The organism is Citrobacter sp. wls706 (assembly GCF_005281305.1).
Classification (GTDB): domain Bacteria; phylum Pseudomonadota; class Gammaproteobacteria; order Enterobacterales; family Enterobacteriaceae; genus Citrobacter; species Citrobacter werkmanii.
Genome location: NZ_SZXG01000006.1, coordinates 238506 through 255228, shown reverse-complemented (window position 1 = coordinate 255228; position 16723 = coordinate 238506). Strand labels below are relative to the sequence as shown.

Here is a 16723-nt window from a genome sequence, read left to right as displayed (position 1 = left end):
GCTAAATACTGCTTCACAACAAGGAATGCAAATGAAGAAATTGCTCCCCATCCTTATCGGCCTGAGCCTGTCGGGGTTCAGTACTCTGAGCCAGGCAGAAAACCTGATGCAGGTTTATCAGCAAGCACGCCTGAGCAACCCGGAATTGCGTAAATCCGCCGCCGATCGCGATGCTGCATTCGAAAAAATTAACGAAGCGCGTAGCCCATTACTGCCGCAACTGGGATTAGGTGCCGATTACACCTACAGCAATGGCTACCGTGATGCAAATGGCGTCAACTCCAACGCCACCAGCGCATCTCTGCAGTTAACTCAGTCCATTTTTGATATGTCAAAATGGCGTGCCCTGACGCTGCAAGAAAAATCAGCGGGCATCCAGGACGTGACCTATCAGACCGATCAGCAAACGCTGATCCTGAATACCGCCACCGCCTATTTTAACGTACTGAACGCGATTGACGTGCTGTCTTACACCCAGGCACAGAAAGATGCGGTTTACCGTCAGTTAGATCAGACCACTCAGCGTTTTAACGTTGGCCTGGTTGCCATCACTGACGTACAGAACGCCCGTTCACAATACGATACCGTGCTGGCGAACGAAGTTACCGCGCGCAACAATCTGGATAACGCGGTGGAACAGCTGCGCCAGGTGACCGGTAACTACTACCCGGAACTGGCTTCGCTGAACGTTGACGGCTTCAAAACCAACAAACCGCAGGCGGTGAACGCACTGCTGAAAGAAGCAGAAAACCGCAACCTGACCTTATTGCAGGCACGTTTAAGCCAGGATCTGGCGCGTGAACAGATCCGCCTGGCACAGGACGGTCATTTACCAACTCTGGACCTGACCGCATCTACTGGCGTATCTGACACCTCTTACAACGGTTCCAAAACTAACAATAACGCCCAGTATGACGACAGCAACATGGGCCAGAACAAAATCGGTCTGACCTTCTCGCTGCCTATCTACCAGGGTGGAATGGTTAACTCGCAGGTGAAACAAGCGCAGTACAACTTTGTTGGCGCGAGTGAACAACTGGAAAGCGCACACCGCAGCGTGGTGCAGACCGTTCGTTCTTCGTTTAACAACATTAATGCGTCCATCAGTAGCATCAACGCGTACAAACAAGCGGTTGTTTCTGCGCAAAGTTCTTTGGATGCGATGGAAGCCGGTTATTCCGTTGGTACACGTACCATCGTGGATGTATTGGATGCCACTACCACGCTGTATAATGCCAAGCAACAGCTGGCTAATGCGCGTTATACCTATCTTATCAATCAGTTAAACGTCAAATCCGCGCTCGGTACGCTGAACGAGCAGGATCTGGTGGCCCTGAACAATACGCTGGGTAAACCGGTATCCACTACCCCGGATACGATCGCCCCGCAAAACGCGCAGCAAGACGCCGCAGCGGATGGTTATACGTCCAACAGCACGACGCCAGCGGCGCAGCCGACAGCTGCACGTACAACCAGCAGCAACGGCACCAACCCGTTCCGTAATTGATGCTGATGACGGGGCTTCGGCCCCGTCTGAACGTAAGACAACGTAAAGATCCGCCCCTTCCTACGCATTCTCGCCTCTTCCCGCTTCAATTTCGACCAGTCATCCTCTATTCTGAGCAGTATTTACCACTGGGTCCTGGAAGACATAAATGAAACGGACAAAATCGATACATCACGCCTCGTTCCGCAAAAGCTGGAGCGCACGCCACCTGACTCCTGTCGCCCTGGCAGTTACCGCTGTGTTTATGCTCGCGGGCTGTGAAAAGAGCGACGAAACGGTTTCGCTTTATCAAAACGCGGACGACTGCTCGGCAGCGAATCCGGGTAAAAGCGCCGAATGTACTACCGCGTTCAACAATGCGCTGAAAGAAGCGGAACGCACCGCGCCAAAATATGCCACTCGCGAAGACTGTATCGCCGAATTCGGCGAAGGCCAGTGCCAACAGGCACCTGCGCAAGCGGGTATGGCGCCGACAGGCGAAGGCCAGGCTCAGGCGCAGAGCCAAAGCAGCGGCAGCTTCTGGATGCCGCTGATGGCAGGCTACATGATGGGCCGACTGATGGGCGGCGGTATGGGCGCGCAGCAGCCGCTGTTCAGCTCGAAAAATCCGGCCAGCCCTGCCTACGGCAAATACACTGATGCCAGCGGTAAAAACTACGGTGCAGCGACGCCGGGTCGTACCATGACCGTGCCGAAAACCGCCATGGCGCCGAAACCAGCCACCACCACTACCGTCACCCGCGGCGGATTTGGCGAATCTGTGGCTAAACAGAGCACTATGCAGCGTAGCGCCAGCGGTACCACCACACGTTCAATGGGCGGCTGATGGTCATGGAAAGAGTCAGTATTGTTGAGCGCCCGGACTGGCGCGATAAGGCCACCGAATACGGTTTCAACTTTCACACTATGTACGGCGAGCCGTACTGGTGTGAAGACGCGTACTATAAGCTCACGCTTGCTCAGGTTGAAAAGCTGGAAGAGGTCACCGCAGAGCTGCATCAAATGTGCCTCAAAGTGGTGGAAAAGGTCATCGCCAGCGATGAGCTAATGACCAAGTTTCGCATTCCAAAGCATACCTGGGGCTTTGTTCGTCAGTCCTGGCAGACACAGCAGCCGTCACTTTATTCGCGTCTGGATCTGGCGTGGGACGGCACGGGTGAACCCAAACTGCTGGAAAACAACGCCGATACGCCAACGTCACTGTACGAAGCCGCGTTTTTCCAGTGGATCTGGCTGGAAGATCAGCTCAATGCCGGCAACCTGCCGGAAGGCAGCGATCAGTTCAACAGTCTGCAGGAAAAGCTGATCGAGCGTTTCACCGAGCTGCGTGAACAGTATGGTTTTCAACTGCTGCATCTGACCTGCTGTCGTGATACGGTCGAAGATCGCGGAACGATCCAGTACCTGCAGGATTGCGCTGCCGAGGCTGAGATCGCCACTGAATTCCTTTATATCGAAGATATTGGCCTTGGTGAAAAAGGTCAGTTCACGGATATGCAGGATCAGGTTATTGCTAACCTGTTCAAGCTTTATCCGTGGGAATTCATGCTGCGTGAAATGTTCTCCACTAAGCTTGAAGACGCGGGCGTTCGCTGGCTGGAACCGGCCTGGAAGAGCATTATCTCCAACAAGGCGCTACTCCCGCTGTTGTGGGAAATGTTCCCCAACCATCCGAACCTGTTGCCTGCTTATTTCGCCGAAGACGACTATCCGCAGATGGATAAATTCGTCGTTAAGCCAATCTTCTCGCGTGAAGGCGCTAACGTCTCCATCATTGAGAACGGGAAAACGATCGAAGCCGTGGAAGGGCCGTATGGCGAAGAAGGTATGATCGTCCAGCAGTTCCATCAGCTCCCGAAATTTGGCGACAGCTATATGCTGATCGGCAGCTGGCTGATTAACGATCAACCTGCTGGCATCGGCATTCGTGAAGACAGAGCATTGATCACGCAGGATCTCTCGCGCTTCTATCCGCATATTTTTGTCGAATAATCGTTGTGCCGGGTGAGGCGAAGCTGCCACCCGGCATTTCTCATCCAACTTGTACAGATAACATACTTAAACTTCCCATCTCAATCCCGTCGACAGGAATAGTCACCGGCTCTTTGCCATCCCATGCGCCCAATACATACAGCAGCGGCAGATAGTGATCCGGCGTCGGGTTCGATAAAGATCCACCTTCATGATCGAGGTAGTTGACCAGAGGGTGCTGTTCAACCGGTCCCTGCCATGTCAGGTTGGCCTTCACATAATCGTTGAATGAGAAAGCCCAAGGGTATGGCGTGTTCTCACCGTGCCAACGCGCAGTACGCAGATTGTGTACCACATTGCCGCTGGCCACCAACATAATGCCTTCATCACGCAACGCCGCCAGCTTACGGCCCATCTCAAAATGCCAGGCCGCGGGTTTGGTGCTGTCGATGCTCAACTGCACCATCGGAATATCCGCATTCGGATACATCTTGATTAGCACGCCCCAGGAGCCATGGTCGAATCCCCACGCTTCTCTATCTAACGTGACGGGCAAAGGGGAAAGCAAATCCACCAGATGCTGCGCCAGCTCAGGTGAACCGGGGGCCGGGTAATGGGTGTCATATAATGCTTGCGGAAAACCGCCAAAATCATGGATTGTTTTTGGCGCTTCCATCGCCGTCACGCCTGTTCCACGGGTAAACCAATGCGCCGACACCACCACAATGGCTTTCGGACGCGGCAACGTTTCCCCCAGTTGCTGCCAGGCACGGGTATAAACGTTATCTTCCAGAACATTCATCGGGCTACCGTGGCCCAAAAACAATGCTGGCATACGAGTTGAAGACATGATGATATCCTTACTGAGGGAGTCATTTTGATACCACCACAATACGCTTATTCGGTTGATGAAGAACTCAGATAACCATGATGAAGATCATCAGTTATTTTGACGATCCAATCCGGATAGCAGATTGATAAGGAGTTTTATTTGTCGATGTCAGTACCTTTACTTCTGACTTTACTGGCAGGCGCCGCCACGTTTATCGGCGCATTTCTCGGCGTGCTGGGGCAAAAACCCTCTAATCGCGTTCTTGCCTTTTCTTTAGGTTTCGCCGCCGGGATCATGTTACTGATTTCTCTAATGGAGATGCTACCTGCTGCGCTGGCCGCTGACGGCATGTCGCCGGTGTTGGGTTACGGGATGTTTATTGTGGGCCTGCTGGGCTACTTTGGCCTCGACCGTATACTGCCGCATGCTCACCCTCAGGATCTGGTGCAAAAAACCACGCAGCCTTTACCCGGTTCCATCCGGCGTACCGCGATTTTATTAACGCTCGGCATCAGCCTGCACAACTTCCCGGAAGGAATTGCGACATTTGTTACTGCCAGCAGCAACCTCGAACTGGGCTTTGGTATTGCCCTTGCCGTCGCATTACACAATATTCCTGAAGGATTAGCCGTGGCGGGTCCGGTCTATGCGGCTACGGGATCTAAACGCACCGCGATATTCTGGGCCGGGATTTCGGGCATGGCGGAAATATTGGGTGGCGTACTGGCGTGGTTAATTCTCGGTAGTCTGATTTCGCCGGTAGTAATGGCGGCGATAATGGCGGCCGTTGCAGGTATTATGGTCGCGCTGTCCGTCGATGAATTGATGCCATTGGCAAAAGAGATCGACCCCAATAATAATCCCAGCTATGGGGTATTGTGCGGAATGTCGGTGATGGGGTTAAGTCTCGTCATTCTCCAGTCTATGGGAATCGGCTAATCCAGAGGGCGGATGCCACCCTACAAGTTTAACAGCATCCGCTCATCCATAGCAGAACGCGAAGGACTATTCCTGTCCCTTAACCGCGCCGTTATCTTCGCCAGGTCGACGAAAGAGTTTGTTACGCGCCTCAAGCAGCGCATCTCTGTCCTGGCGGAACGCACGACAATAACGCTTCATATGACAATAATAACCCACCGCAACGAGTGCAATTAATACAATCCAATACCAGGCAATAAACATTCTTTTACCCTTAATATTTAACATCATTAAACATTTAACGTTAAAAATTTACACTAACTTATTCTGACCTACCCCTATAGTGGCATAACACAGAAACAAATATATGATTTCGATCATATAACCCAACTGTGCAGGGAATGACAAACGTGTATTAAAAATAAAACAATGTAGAAACAAGCCTGTTTCTAAATAATATTTATTATTCTGTAAATATCCTCAGCTCACTTAAGACAAAGTGATAAAATCGCTAATCCCTGATAATTCATCTCTTTCCCGGCCAATAAACAGAATTATTTAAACTCCACTTTCGGCAATGGCATTTAATTGCGGAACATTTTAAATATAAGCAGGCCTCGATAACAAAAAACCGAAGCCAGAAAACTGACTTCGGTTTTTTTAATCTTCTACAGCAGGCGCGGCAACACGCTATTAGCTGGCTTTACGCTCATGCGCCTGACGGTAAGCCACCAGGTCTTCGATAGTGACCACAGCCATATTATGCTTGCCGGCAAATTCGATGCACTCCGGCGCACGCGCCATGGTGCCATCATCATTGGTCAGTTCGCACAGCACACCTGCTGGTTTAAAGCCTGCCAGCGTCATCAGATCGATGGTGGCTTCAGTATGACCGCCGCGAGTCAACACACCGCCTGCCTGAGCTCGCAGCGGGAAAACGTGTCCCGGGCGGTTCAGATCGGAAGGTTTTGCGCCATCCTTAATTGCCGCACGTACCGTAGTAACACGGTCTGCAGCGGAAACGCCGGTAGTCACGCCTTCTGCGGCTTCAATGGTCACGGTAAAACCGGTACCGTAAGCACTGGTGTTATTTTCCACCATCATTGGCAGATCGAGCTGTTTGCGTCGGTCTTCAGTGATGCACAGGCAAACAATACCGCTGCCGTGACGGATGGTCAGCGCCATCTGTTCAACGGTCATGGTCTCTGCCGGGAAAACCATATCGCCTTCGTTTTCACGATCTTCGTCGTCAAGCACCATCACACCGCGTCCTTCACGCAGCGCAGAAAGCGCATGTTCAACACGTTCGAAAGGCGTACCAAAAGAGGAAAGTAGCGTCTGATTCATGGTAAAAAAACCTCACTAAAATTATGGTTACCAGAATCAGGGCAGTCTTAGGAGTACCGTCTAAGCGGCAAAAAAATAACGTGAGCGGGTCCATGCCCGACTGGATCGTTACTCTCTCCCATCCGGACTCTAACCGTCGGCCCCGGAATTACACCGGATCTGCTGACCTTTGAGTTTGCACCCAAAGCGCTCGCGGGCTTTCAGCATTAAGCTGATTTACCGCCGGTGGGGAATTTCGCCCCGCCCTGAGAATAAGCGGGTTAACTATAACGCTATTGATTACCTTCATCAACGCCTTTACTCGACTTAGCTTCACACAATTCTGGTTTATGCCTGCGCCCATTCGCACTACAATAAGCAGCAACACGTACCAGTTCAGGGAAACCACAATGATTGACCCGAAAAAAATTGAGCAAATTGCTCGTCAGGTTCACGAGTCGATGCCGAAAGGGATCCGGGAGTTTGGGGAAGACGTCGAGAAGAAAATTCGTCAAACGCTGCAGTCACAACTGACCCGTCTGGACCTGGTAAGCCGTGAAGAGTTTGATGTGCAGACTCAGGTTTTGCTGCGTACCCGTGAAAAGTTGGCGCTGCTTGAACAACGCCTGACTGAGCTGGAAGCGCGTGAAAAAACGGCAGAAGTTAAGCCTGCCCCTGCAATCCCCTCAGTCGATCCGCAAGAGTAAAAACGACAACGGGCCGCAAGGCCCGTTTTTTGTTAGTGTTCCAGTTCGAGTTTCTTCGCCTCTGTCGCCTGCTGGCAGTACAGCGCATAACGTTTACAAAACCAGCTACGATGTTCCTCATCCATATTGCCAGTGACGGCCTGGATATCAACAGGGTGTCCCTCAGCCTGCATCCTGGCAAAACTGCGGGCCAGGAAATCGAAATTGTTCATTGAATACATGTTGCTGTGCATGAGCATACCCTCCAGTTATTGAATATCTGCTAAGGCCATATGCTTTTTCTGATTTCAGTATTTCCCTATACGCGAAATGGTTTTGTACATAATGTGCGCAAATTTATAGCCCAGGCTCACACTTTCCTACGAAATATAAGGGGGCAATAAGTCCCCTTTCGGATTTAAGGATAATGGCTCGGCATGCTATTGTAACGTTATGTAAAAGTAACAGGTAAAACCGTTACTTTTGACACTATCAGGGAACGTAGTCGCAGGAGGAAAAAGTTGGTTTTATTTACGGAATATAACGGCCCCTACCTGTTTGCTATTTCATTTGTACTACTGATTGGCCTATTGGAAATCATCTCTCTTATTTTCGGTCATTACCTTTCTGGCACGCTTGATGCGCATCTCGAACATTACGATGCCCTGGCCTCCGGCAATATAGGACAGGCATTGCACTATCTCAATATCGGACGGATTCCAGCGCTGATCGTGCTGTGCTTACTCGCTGGCTTCTTTGGACTTTTCGGTATCCTCATCCAGCATGGCTGGGTCACGTTGTGGCAAGCACCGCTGAGTAATCTACTACTTGTCCCGGTAAGTTTTATTCTCGCCGTCTTCGCTGTGCATTACAGCGGAAAAATTATTGCTCCATGGCTACCACGAGATGAAACCACCGCCCTCGCCGAGGATGAGTTTATCGGCAGCATGGCGATTATTACCGGACATTCTGCGATTGCCGGTACCCCATGCGAAGGCAAATTTACCGACAAGTTTGGGCAGACCCACTATGTGCTGCTGGAGCCTGAAGCGGGCAAAGAATTCAAAAAAGGAGACAAGGTGCTGATTATTTGCCGACTCTCTGCAACGCGTTACCTGGCCGAGCTAAACCCCTGGCCGACTGTTTTATAATTTTATACAGAGGGACCTTATAGATGGATGATGTTTTTGGCATGTTACCTTCATGGATGTTTACCGCTATTGTTGCGGTGGTCGTCTTAGTAATTATCGGGATTATCTTTGCCCGCCTGTACCGCCGCGCGTCTGCCGAACAGGCGTTTGTGCGTACCGGCCTTGGCGGGCAAAAAGTGGTGATGAGCGGCGGCGCAATTGTCATGCCGATTTTCCACGAAATTATTCCAATCAATATGAACACCCTCAAACTTGAGGTGAGCCGTTCAACTGTCGACAGTCTCATCACCAAAGACCGTATGCGCGTGGATGTCGTCGTCGCCTTTTTCGTGCGTGTAAAACCGTCTGTGGAGGGGATTGCTACCGCCGCACAGACGTTGGGTCAGCGTACGTTGTCGCCAGAAGATTTACGTGTGCTAATAGAAGATAAGTTTGTCGATGCGCTACGTGCCACAGCATCACAAATGACCATGCATGAACTTCAGGATACGCGAGAGAACTTCGTTCAGGGTGTACAAAACACCGTGGCGGAAGACCTGTCCAAGAACGGGCTGGAACTGGAAAGCGTTTCGTTAACCAACTTTAACCAGACCGAAAAAATCCATTTCAACCCCAACAACGCCTTTGATGCCGAGGGTCTGACCAAGCTGACCCAGGAAACGGAACGTCGTCGTCGCGAACGTAACGAAGTCGAGCAGGACGTAGAAGTTGCCGTCCGTGAGAAAAACCGCGATGCGCTGTCACGCAAGCTGGAAATCGAGCAGCAGGAAGCGTTCATGACGCTCGAGCAGGAACAGCAGGTGAAAACCCGCACGGCTGAGCAAAATGCAAAAATTGCCGCCTTCGAAGCCGAACGTCATCGTGAAGCTGAACAGACGCGTATTCTTGCCGAACGTCAGATTCAGGAAACGGAAATCGAACGCGAGCAAGCCGTTCGTTCAAGAAAAGTGGAAGCGGAGCGCGAAGTTCGCATTAAAGAGATCGAACAGCAGCAGGCAACAGAGATTGCTAACCAGACCAAGTCCATCGCCATCGCCGCCAAGTCCGAACAGCAGTCCCAGGCAGAAGCGCGTGCTAACGATGCGCTGGCCGAGGCGGTTCGCGCTCAACAGAACGTAGAAACCACTCGCCAGACCGCAGAAGCCGATCGTGCCAAACAGGTGGCGCTGATTGCCGCCGCGCAGGATGCTGAAACACAGGCCGTTGAACTGACCGTACGCGCGAAAGCAGAGAAAGAAGCGGCAGAATTGCAGGCAGCCGCAATTGTTGAACTGGCCGAAGCCACGCGGAAAAAAGGTCTCGCGGAAGCCGAAGCACAACGCGCACTGAACGATGCGATTAACGTGCTTTCTGACGAACAGACCAGCCTGAAATTTAAGCTGGCTCTGCTGCAGTCCCTGCCAGCAGTGATTGAGAAATCCGTTGAGCCAATGAAGTCTATCGATGGAATCAAGATCATTCAGGTTGATGGTCTGAACCGCGGCGGTGCGGGCGGTGAAGTGACCGCAGGTAACGTAAACGGTGGCAATCTGGCGGAGCAGGCATTATCAGCCGCCCTTTCTTATCGCACACAAGCGCCGCTGATTGATTCGCTATTAAATGAGATAGGTTTGTCCGGCGGCTCGCTGTCGGCGCTGGCCGATCCGCTTAAAAACAGCCCACAGCCTGTTGAGAAAACGACTGAAGAATAAGAAACAGAAATGCCGGATGGCAGCGCTTACGCGTTTTATCCGCCATCCGGCAAACTTTCCAAGTGTTACTTATCGCTGTCTTTCTGGATCTTTTTGATGATATTGGTCGTTGAGCAGCCGTCTTCGAAGTTCAGCACCAGTACTTCACCGCCGTTCGCCCACACCTCTTTGCTGCCCGCAATATCTTCCGGCTTATAATCGCCGCCTTTTACCAGCAGATCCGGCAGGATGCCCGCAATCAGACGTTGCGGTGTATCTTCTTCAAAAGAGACCACCCAGTCGACGGCCTCCAGCGCACCCAGTACGATCATCCGCTGTTCCAGCGGGTTGACCGGACGCGTTTCGCCTTTCAAACGTTTGGTCGAAGCATCGCTGTTTACCGCTACGATCAGGCGATCGCCCAGCTTGCGCGCGTTTGCCAGATAGGAGACGTGACCCGCATGCAGGATGTCGAACACCCCGTTGGTCATCACGACTTTCTCACCGCGTTTGCGGGCGCTGGCTACGGCCTGTTTCAGCTCAGCTTCGCTCATCACACCAAAGCCAGTATCTGCCCGACCGCGCACGGCGTTTTCCAGTTCAATGGGAGAAACGGTGGAAGTCCCCAGTTTACCTACGACAACACCGGCTGCGGCGTTAGCAAAGTAGCACGCTTCTTCCAGAGAGTTACCCGCCGCAAGCGTCGCCGCAAGCACGCCAATAACCGTATCGCCCGCGCCGGTCACGTCATACACTTCCTGCGCCTGGGTCGGCATATGCAGCGGTGCTTTACCCGGTTGCAGCAGCGTCATCCCCTGCTCGGAACGCGTGATCAGCAAAGAGGAAAGGTCAAAATCAGCAATCAATTTCATGCCGCGTTCCACCAGCTCATCTTCGCTTTTGCACTTACCAACAACCGCTTCAAACTCAGACAGATTCGGCGTCAGCAGCGTGGCGCCACGGTAGCGTTCAAAATCGGTTCCTTTCGGATCGATAAGCACCGGAACTCCGGCCTTACGCGCCAGCGCAATCATCTGCTGGACGCTTGCCAGCGCGCCTTTGGCGTAATCAGAGAGCACCAGCGCGCCGATAGAACCCAGCGCCTGATTAATACGCTCGTGCAACGGCTGCGGATCCACACCTTCAAAACCTTCTTCGAAATCCAGACGAATCAGCTGCTGGTTACGGGAAAGCACGCGCAGTTTGGTAATCGTCGGATGGGTCGGTACGGAGACGAAATCACATTTTACGTTCACATCCGCCAGCGTTTTGCTCAGCGCACGCGCCGCGTCATCAATACCAGTCAGGCCCACCAGACGCGAATTCGCTCCCAGGGAGGCAATGTTCATCGCCACGTTTGCTGCGCCACCGGGACGTTCTTCGATGGTATCCACTTTCACCACCGGAACCGGCGCTTCAGGCGAAATACGGCTGGTAGGACCGTACCAGTAGCGATCCAGCATCACATCACCGACAACCATTACTCCTGCACGTTCAAACTCTGGCAGCGTTACTTTCATTCCTGTCTCCTGAGAGATTCTCTGAGGGTCTTAAAATTTGCGCGCGATAATAGCACACTTCACTCGGCAACCAGCCACTTCTGCCAGCTGTCGCGCACCAGCGTGCGTTCAGCCTCAAAGCACTCTGGCGCCACATGGCCCGGAAGCTCCTGCAAGGCAAGATGGTGAAGTTCATCACGCAGCGTCGTATAAGCACGGGTAAGCGCCAGCGCCTCCTGCTCATCCATAATGTCGTTTTGCGCCAGTAATTCCAGAATGCGCACGTTATCCGACCAACGCGTCAGCTTCGGTTTTTCATGGGCATAGCGCAGCACCAGGTATTGCGTAATGAACTCAATATCGGTGATGCCGCCTTCGTCCGCTTTGATATCAAAACGATCGCGATGCTTATTGCCCAAATGGGCACGCATTTTCTCACGCATTTCGCGCACCTCGGTTTGCAAGGTTTTTCCGTCACGGACGAGGGTCATGATAGCGCGACGCACCGCGTCAAACTGAGAGGTCAACTGCGGGTCACCGTACACTACGCGCGCACGCACCAGCGCCTGATGCTCCCATGTCCAGGCTTCATTGCGCTGGTAATCGGCGAAAGCGTCCGCTGATGTTACCAGCATCCCCGCCGCACCGGACGGACGCAGTCGCGCATCCACTTCGTACAAAATACCGGAGGAGGTACGGGTGCTGAAAAGGTGCATAATGCGCTGCGCAAGACGCAGATAGAACTGTCGCCCGTCAATCTCACGTTCGCCATCCGTCATTACATCCATCGGACAATCGTGCAGGAAGATCAGATCGAGATCCGAGCTATAACCCAGCTCCCAGCCGCCCAGCTTGCCATAGCCGACCACGGCAAAACCGCGTCCCTCGCGATCGCCAAGATGGGTGGGTTGCCCGTAGCGAGCGACCATCTGCGTCCACGCCTGCTGGACTACCGCATCGATAATGGCTTCCGCCAGCCAGGTTAAGTGATCGCTCACCTTCATCACCGGCAACGTACCGGCGATATCAGCCGCGGCAATACGTAACAGCTGGGTTTGCTTAAACTGACGCAGCGCTTCCAACTGTTGCTCTTCGTCATCTTCCGGCACGCGCAGTAAATACTGACGCAGCTCATCACGGTAGGCATCTGTCGCCGTGGGTTGATACAGCGTGTTCGGATCCAACAGCTCGTCAAGCAACAGCGGATACCGCGCCAGTTGGCTGGCGACCATCGGCGAGGCGGCACACAGTGAAATCAGGTGTTTGAGCGCGCCGGGAAATTCGCTCAGCAGCTCCAGATAGGTTGTACGGGTGACAATGCCCACCAGCAGCGGCGTAATGCGCGACAGCGGAACTGAGGCGTCGTCACGCGAACAGACATCGCTCAGCAGATGCGGCATTAGATGATCCAGCACCTGGCGTCCGCGCGGGCCAATGGTGCGTTTATCCAGCTCTTTACGGAAATCCGCGATCAGCGACAGGACGCGTCGCCGATCGTCATCCGCCAGATGCGTCAGCACCGGCGTGCTGTCATCTTCCTGTAAGGCGTCCTGCCACAATTCGCGCCACTGTTCTGACAGTGACTCCTCCTGTGTTTCGGCTTCGTCATCGCCAATCAACTCGTTAAATACCCGACGCACATTGTGCATATGGCCAGCCAGCACATCGGTCAACTGCTGCCAGTCATCAACGTTCATTCCCCACGCCAGCCGCGCACGATTCAGTTCATCACCCGGCAGCGTCTGGGTCTGTTCATCATTGATGCTTTGCAGCAGGTTTTCCAGACGGCGTAAATAGAGATAGGCTGCGCGCAATTGCTCCGCGTCGGTATCTGGCAGCAGGTTTAACGCGTTGATGGCGCTCAACGTCGGTAACAGTGAGCGGGATTGCAGCGACGGCTCGCGTCCGCCGCGAATAAGCTGGAATACCTGCACGATAAATTCGATTTCACGAATACCGCCCGCCCCCAGCTTAATGTTGTCCTTCAGTCCGCGACGGCGCACTTCACGGGCAATCATCCCTTTCATGTTACGCAGAGACTGGATCACGCTGAAATCGATATAACGACGGAAGACAAACGGTCGCAGCATGGCGCGGAGTTCATTGACGTAAGAGCCATCAGCATCGCCCATAATGCGGGCTTTGACCATTGCATAACGTTCCCAGTCGCGGCCTTGTTCCTGGTAATAATCCTCCAGCGCAGAGAAGCTCAGCACCAGCGGACCACTGTCGCCAAATGGGCGTAGGCGCATGTCCACCCGATAAACAAAGCCATCCATTGTGGGCTGATCCAGGACCTTGATGAGCCGCTGGCCCATACGGGTAAAGAACTGCGCGTTATCCAGCTCGCGTCGCCCGCCCTGCGTACTGCCGTGCTCCGGCCAGGCAAAAATCAGGTCGATATCGGAGGAAAAATTCAGCTCGCCGCCGCCCAGTTTCCCCATGCCTAAAATCAGCAGCGGTTGCGCAACACCGTCTGGATTACAAGGCGTTCCCCATTCGCGACAACAAGCGGCGTATAACCAGTCACGCGCGGCAACGATCAGCGTTTCAGCCAGATGGCTTAGCTGCTGCAAGATACTCTCTTCCGTCACCAGCGACAGCGTCTGCGCCCACGCGATACGCACCATAATACGACGGCGAAACAGGCGTAGCTCACGCATCAGCGCGTTTTCGTCGCTGACCTCGGTCAAAGCCTGCTGTAACCAGGCGGCATAATGTTGCCATTCGTCCGCCTGAGGCGCTGCGCTTTCCAGCTCCAGCAGCCATTCAGGATGGGCAATAAGGCTGTCGCGGACAAAATCACTGAATGTAAGCACTGACTTCGCCTGCACGCTAAGCGAGGACTCAGATATTGTTGTTGGCAGCCGCTCAACAACGGTCGGCCAGTACTGCTGTAACGGTGAAGAGAGCTGCTTCATTTATGAGTTATCCTTTGAATAGCGCCAGATGGCGGCCTCAGTCCTGATTATCGTTTTCCGCTGTGCAGCCAGAACGGTTCCAGCGCGATTGCCTCATTGCGGAAGTGTTCAATTTCAACATATTGGTTGGCCGCAATGGCGTGACGCAGGCCCTGCCAGTTGGCGATCCATTCCGAGGCGACATTTTCGTCATAATATCCCGCCAGCATCAGCATGCTATCAATGTTGCGCGTCAGGCGTGGAAGCTGATCGGCATACTGATCGCCCAGCGGCTGAGCAAACGCGGTTTTCAGTTCAGCGGCATGGCGCGAGAGATGAATATCTGAGAAACGCTTAAAGGAGTCGGCAATTTTACCCTGCGCCTTCGCATCAAGGAACGGCTGCCACCCTTTGGTTACCAACCATTCGGTCAGCGCCAGTTTTGCCATCGCCGTTTGTGTGCTGTAAACCGCCGAAACGGCAGAAACGTCCGACGCCATGATCGCTTCCGACTGGGTCAGCAAATCGCGTAAGTGAGCACTCGCTTTTCGTGGCACAATACCGCCAAAAAGCATCAGAATGTGGCGCACCAGGCCCATTGCCCCCAGTACCTCGGCTTTTGCCCCCTTGACGCCACGTACCCACAGCTCTTCATGGTACTGCCACTGTGATAATGCCAGCTCCAGCGCCGCTTCCAGACCTTGCTCGATGCTCGCCTTCGCGGGAACCCGTAAAATGCGCGTCGGTTTGAGTTCACGCGGCGCATTCCCCTGCGCTAAATGATAGCCGCGCGCCGCTTTGCTCAGGCTACCCTGCCGTAAACCAGTTTGTGAAACCAGCTGGTTTGCCAGCTTCAGTACCGCACGGGTATCGCCGCTTAGCAGTTCCAGTTCAAGCTCACAGATAGGTTCAGCAAACTCGCCCGCTTTCACTTCCCCAAGATCGAGAGCTATCTCAATCCGGCTACCGTCGACATCAAGGCACCATTTCTCACGGTAAAAATCGGTGCTAAACAGCGGCTGCACCTGAGAAGCGAGTTCCGTGGGTAGCTTGCCATCAGGCCAGACTTCAGCGGGAAACAGGGCGAGATCCAGCTCAGGCGTGCTCAGCGCAATGTTATATTCTGGTCGCTGATGCAGACCGCCCGTTACCCGTCCGGCAATTTTCATGGTCATTTCATAATGACCGTTTTCACCGCGAATACGCAGTCCCATATCGTGACCACGCAACCAGGCATCCGGCGTTTCGTAGTAGATATTCAGCAACTGGCTGGGCGCGTGATGCTCTCCTCCCAGCGTATTCAGACGCTCACGTAGCGCATCTACAGCATCACTATTGACGATAAATTTTAATTCGATTTCCTGGGCCATGGTCTTGTACTTATGGGTTATGTCACAGTTGAGAAAACTGACTGCGAACTAAGTTCGTTCTTAATGGTCAAGTAGATAGTATTTTGCGCCAAATTGCCATGCAACGAGCAATTTGACGGGCGTAAAAGTTTCGGGTGGTGGCAAAAAGGACACAGATGATTCCGATTGATGTCGAATGCTTTGCGTAGAGACACTGATGCCACTACTATCGTTCCACTTTCTATGACAATAACGACAGCCTGATGCCAAAATTACGCCTGATTGGATTAACTTTACTCGCACTTAGCGCCACTGCAGTCTCACATGCCGAAGAAAAGCGCTATGTCTCTGACGAACTGAACACCTGGGTCCGCAGCGGTCCGGGAGATAATTATCGCCTCGTGGGTACGGTTAACGCCGGCGAGGAAGTCACGCTTTTACAGACTGACGCCAACACCAACTACGCCCAGGTGAAAGACAGCACCGGACGTACCGCCTGGATCCCGCTGAAAGAGCTGAACAGTACGCCGAGCCTGCGCACCCGCGTTCCCGATCTGGAAAACCAGGTTAAGACGCTGACAGATAAGCTCAATAATATCGATACCACGTGGAATCAGCGCACCGCCGATATGCAGCAAAAAGTGGCGCAAAGCGACAGTGTGATCGACGGCCTGAAACAAGAAAATCAGAAGCTGAAAAACGAACTTATCGTGGCGCAAAAGAAGGTCAGCGCAGCCAACCTGCAGCTTGATGACAAACAGCGCACCATCATTATGCAGTGGTTTATGTATGGCGGCGGCGTGCTGGGTCTTGGTCTGCTGCTCGGCCTGGTTCTGCCACACATGATCCCAAGCCGTAAACGCAAAGATCGCTGGATGAACTGAATCGCCTTCTCCGCCACACTGACATATGAT

15 protein-coding genes and 1 riboswitch are annotated in these 16723 nt (G+C 53.1%); of the genes, 8 read left to right on the top strand and 7 right to left on the bottom strand.

Annotation, left to right across the window (positions count from 1 at the left end; translation table 11 throughout):
• The first annotated feature begins 31 nt into the window (after window positions 1-31).
• The 3 genes from tolC to FDW92_RS03020 all read left to right on the top strand — a co-directional run bounded on the left by tolC (window position 32) and on the right by FDW92_RS03020 (window position 3499).
• A complete protein-coding gene (gene tolC / locus FDW92_RS03030; protein ID WP_042311027.1) occupies window positions 32-1507 on the top strand; it encodes an outer membrane channel protein TolC in 1476 nt (491 codons plus the stop codon).
• A gap of 148 nt (window positions 1508-1655) precedes the next feature.
• Entirely contained in the window at window positions 1656-2333 is a 678-nt protein-coding gene (locus tag FDW92_RS03025; protein ID WP_042311029.1) for a DUF1190 family protein, read from the top strand.
• A 5-nt stretch (window positions 2334-2338) separates the two neighbouring features.
• Window positions 2339-3499: a glutathionylspermidine synthase family protein gene (locus FDW92_RS03020; RefSeq protein WP_042311167.1), complete on the top strand. Its 1161-nt coding sequence runs from the start codon at window positions 2339-2341 to the stop codon at window positions 3497-3499.
• A gap of 40 nt (window positions 3500-3539) precedes the next feature.
• Here the strand turns inward: FDW92_RS03020 and ygiD are convergent, their stop codons facing one another.
• A complete protein-coding gene (gene ygiD, locus FDW92_RS03015; RefSeq protein WP_042311031.1) occupies window positions 3540-4328 on the bottom strand; it encodes a 4,5-DOPA dioxygenase extradiol in 789 nt (262 codons plus the stop codon).
• Window positions 4329-4475: 147 nt separating this feature from the next.
• Here ygiD and zupT point away from each other — a divergent pair, with 147 nt between their 5' ends.
• Window positions 4476-5249, top strand: coding sequence for a zinc transporter ZupT (zupT, locus tag FDW92_RS03010; RefSeq protein ID WP_038633928.1), 774 nt, complete (start codon window positions 4476-4478; stop codon window positions 5247-5249).
• A gap of 66 nt (window positions 5250-5315) precedes the next feature.
• Here zupT and FDW92_RS23020 read toward each other — a convergent pair whose 3' ends face one another.
• Both FDW92_RS23020 and ribB read right to left on the bottom strand, forming a co-directional pair.
• The gene (locus FDW92_RS23020) at window positions 5316-5492 is read right to left on the bottom strand and encodes a hypothetical protein (protein WP_064507033.1); all 177 of its coding nucleotides are present in this window, start codon (window positions 5490-5492) and stop codon (window positions 5316-5318) included.
• Between the two features lie 429 nt (window positions 5493-5921).
• Window positions 5922-6575 (bottom strand): 3,4-dihydroxy-2-butanone-4-phosphate synthase, encoded by a 654-nt coding sequence (gene ribB, locus FDW92_RS03005; protein WP_038633931.1) that lies wholly within the window; start codon window positions 6573-6575, stop codon window positions 5922-5924.
• 106 nt (window positions 6576-6681) lie between these two features.
• Window positions 6682-6832, bottom strand: a riboswitch (FMN riboswitch).
• Between the two features lie 132 nt (window positions 6833-6964).
• On the opposite strand from ribB, the gene ubiK reads away from it, so the two are divergent.
• The gene (gene ubiK, locus FDW92_RS03000) at window positions 6965-7261 is read left to right on the top strand and encodes a ubiquinone biosynthesis accessory factor UbiK (protein ID WP_038633935.1); all 297 of its coding nucleotides are present in this window, start codon (window positions 6965-6967) and stop codon (window positions 7259-7261) included.
• Window positions 7262-7293: 32 nt separating this feature from the next.
• On the opposite strand, the gene glgS is transcribed toward ubiK, so the two are convergent.
• Window positions 7294-7500, bottom strand: a complete 207-nt coding sequence (glgS, locus tag FDW92_RS02995; protein ID WP_087856824.1) for a cell surface composition regulator GlgS — start codon at window positions 7498-7500, stop codon at window positions 7294-7296.
• A gap of 261 nt (window positions 7501-7761) precedes the next feature.
• On the opposite strand from glgS, the gene FDW92_RS02990 reads away from it, so the two are divergent.
• Both FDW92_RS02990 and FDW92_RS02985 read left to right on the top strand, forming a co-directional pair.
• Complete coding sequence (locus FDW92_RS02990; protein ID WP_042311034.1) at window positions 7762-8391, top strand: OB-fold-containig protein; 630 nt, start codon at window positions 7762-7764, stop codon at window positions 8389-8391.
• Window positions 8392-8414: 23 nt separating this feature from the next.
• Window positions 8415-10082, top strand: a complete 1668-nt coding sequence (locus tag FDW92_RS02985; protein WP_042311035.1) for a flotillin family protein — start codon at window positions 8415-8417, stop codon at window positions 10080-10082.
• Window positions 10083-10147: 65 nt separating this feature from the next.
• Here FDW92_RS02985 and hldE read toward each other — a convergent pair whose 3' ends face one another.
• Genes hldE through FDW92_RS02970 form a run of 3 tightly spaced genes read right to left on the bottom strand, consistent with a single transcriptional unit; the run spans window position 10148 to window position 15830 of the window.
• Complete coding sequence (gene hldE, locus FDW92_RS02980) at window positions 10148-11581, bottom strand: bifunctional D-glycero-beta-D-manno-heptose-7-phosphate kinase/D-glycero-beta-D-manno-heptose 1-phosphate adenylyltransferase HldE (RefSeq protein WP_042311038.1); 1434 nt, start codon at window positions 11579-11581, stop codon at window positions 10148-10150.
• Window positions 11582-11640: 59 nt separating this feature from the next.
• The gene (gene glnE / locus FDW92_RS02975; protein WP_042311040.1) at window positions 11641-14481 is read right to left on the bottom strand and encodes a bifunctional [glutamate--ammonia ligase]-adenylyl-L-tyrosine phosphorylase/[glutamate--ammonia-ligase] adenylyltransferase; all 2841 of its coding nucleotides are present in this window, start codon (window positions 14479-14481) and stop codon (window positions 11641-11643) included.
• A gap of 47 nt (window positions 14482-14528) precedes the next feature.
• Complete coding sequence (locus tag FDW92_RS02970) at window positions 14529-15830, bottom strand: inorganic triphosphatase (protein ID WP_042311042.1); 1302 nt, start codon at window positions 15828-15830, stop codon at window positions 14529-14531.
• A gap of 242 nt (window positions 15831-16072) precedes the next feature.
• On the opposite strand from FDW92_RS02970, the gene FDW92_RS02965 reads away from it, so the two are divergent.
• A complete protein-coding gene (locus tag FDW92_RS02965; protein WP_048232822.1) occupies window positions 16073-16693 on the top strand; it encodes a TIGR04211 family SH3 domain-containing protein in 621 nt (206 codons plus the stop codon).
• The last annotated feature ends 30 nt before the right edge of the window (window positions 16694-16723 follow it).

Bases quoted from the DNA above. Each gene is read 5' to 3' on its own strand.
- FDW92_RS03025 (WP_042311029.1), top strand. From the start codon at position 1,656: ATGAAACGGACAAAATCGATACATCACGCCTCGTTCCGCAAAAGCTGG.
- hldE (WP_042311038.1), bottom strand. From the start codon at position 11,581: ATGAAAGTAACGCTGCCAGAGTTTGAACGTGCAGGAGTAATGGTTGTC.
- ribB (WP_038633931.1), bottom strand. From the start codon at position 6,575: ATGAATCAGACGCTACTTTCCTCTTTTGGTACGCCTTTCGAACGTGTT.
- glnE (WP_042311040.1), bottom strand. From the start codon at position 14,481: ATGAAGCAGCTCTCTTCACCGTTACAGCAGTACTGGCCGACCGTTGTT.
- FDW92_RS02985 (WP_042311035.1), top strand. From the start codon at position 8,415: ATGGATGATGTTTTTGGCATGTTACCTTCATGGATGTTTACCGCTATT.
- ygiD (WP_042311031.1), bottom strand. From the start codon at position 4,328: ATGTCTTCAACTCGTATGCCAGCATTGTTTTTGGGCCACGGTAGCCCG.
- FDW92_RS03020 (WP_042311167.1), top strand. From the start codon at position 2,339: ATGGAAAGAGTCAGTATTGTTGAGCGCCCGGACTGGCGCGATAAGGCC.
- tolC (WP_042311027.1), top strand. From the start codon at position 32: ATGAAGAAATTGCTCCCCATCCTTATCGGCCTGAGCCTGTCGGGGTTC.
- FDW92_RS23020 (WP_064507033.1), bottom strand. From the start codon at position 5,492: ATGTTTATTGCCTGGTATTGGATTGTATTAATTGCACTCGTTGCGGTG.
- zupT (WP_038633928.1), top strand. From the start codon at position 4,476: ATGTCAGTACCTTTACTTCTGACTTTACTGGCAGGCGCCGCCACGTTT.
- FDW92_RS02965 (WP_048232822.1), top strand. From the start codon at position 16,073: ATGCCAAAATTACGCCTGATTGGATTAACTTTACTCGCACTTAGCGCC.
- ubiK (WP_038633935.1), top strand. From the start codon at position 6,965: ATGATTGACCCGAAAAAAATTGAGCAAATTGCTCGTCAGGTTCACGAG.
- FDW92_RS02970 (WP_042311042.1), bottom strand. From the start codon at position 15,830: ATGGCCCAGGAAATCGAATTAAAATTTATCGTCAATAGTGATGCTGTA.
- glgS (WP_087856824.1), bottom strand. From the start codon at position 7,500: ATGCTCATGCACAGCAACATGTATTCAATGAACAATTTCGATTTCCTG.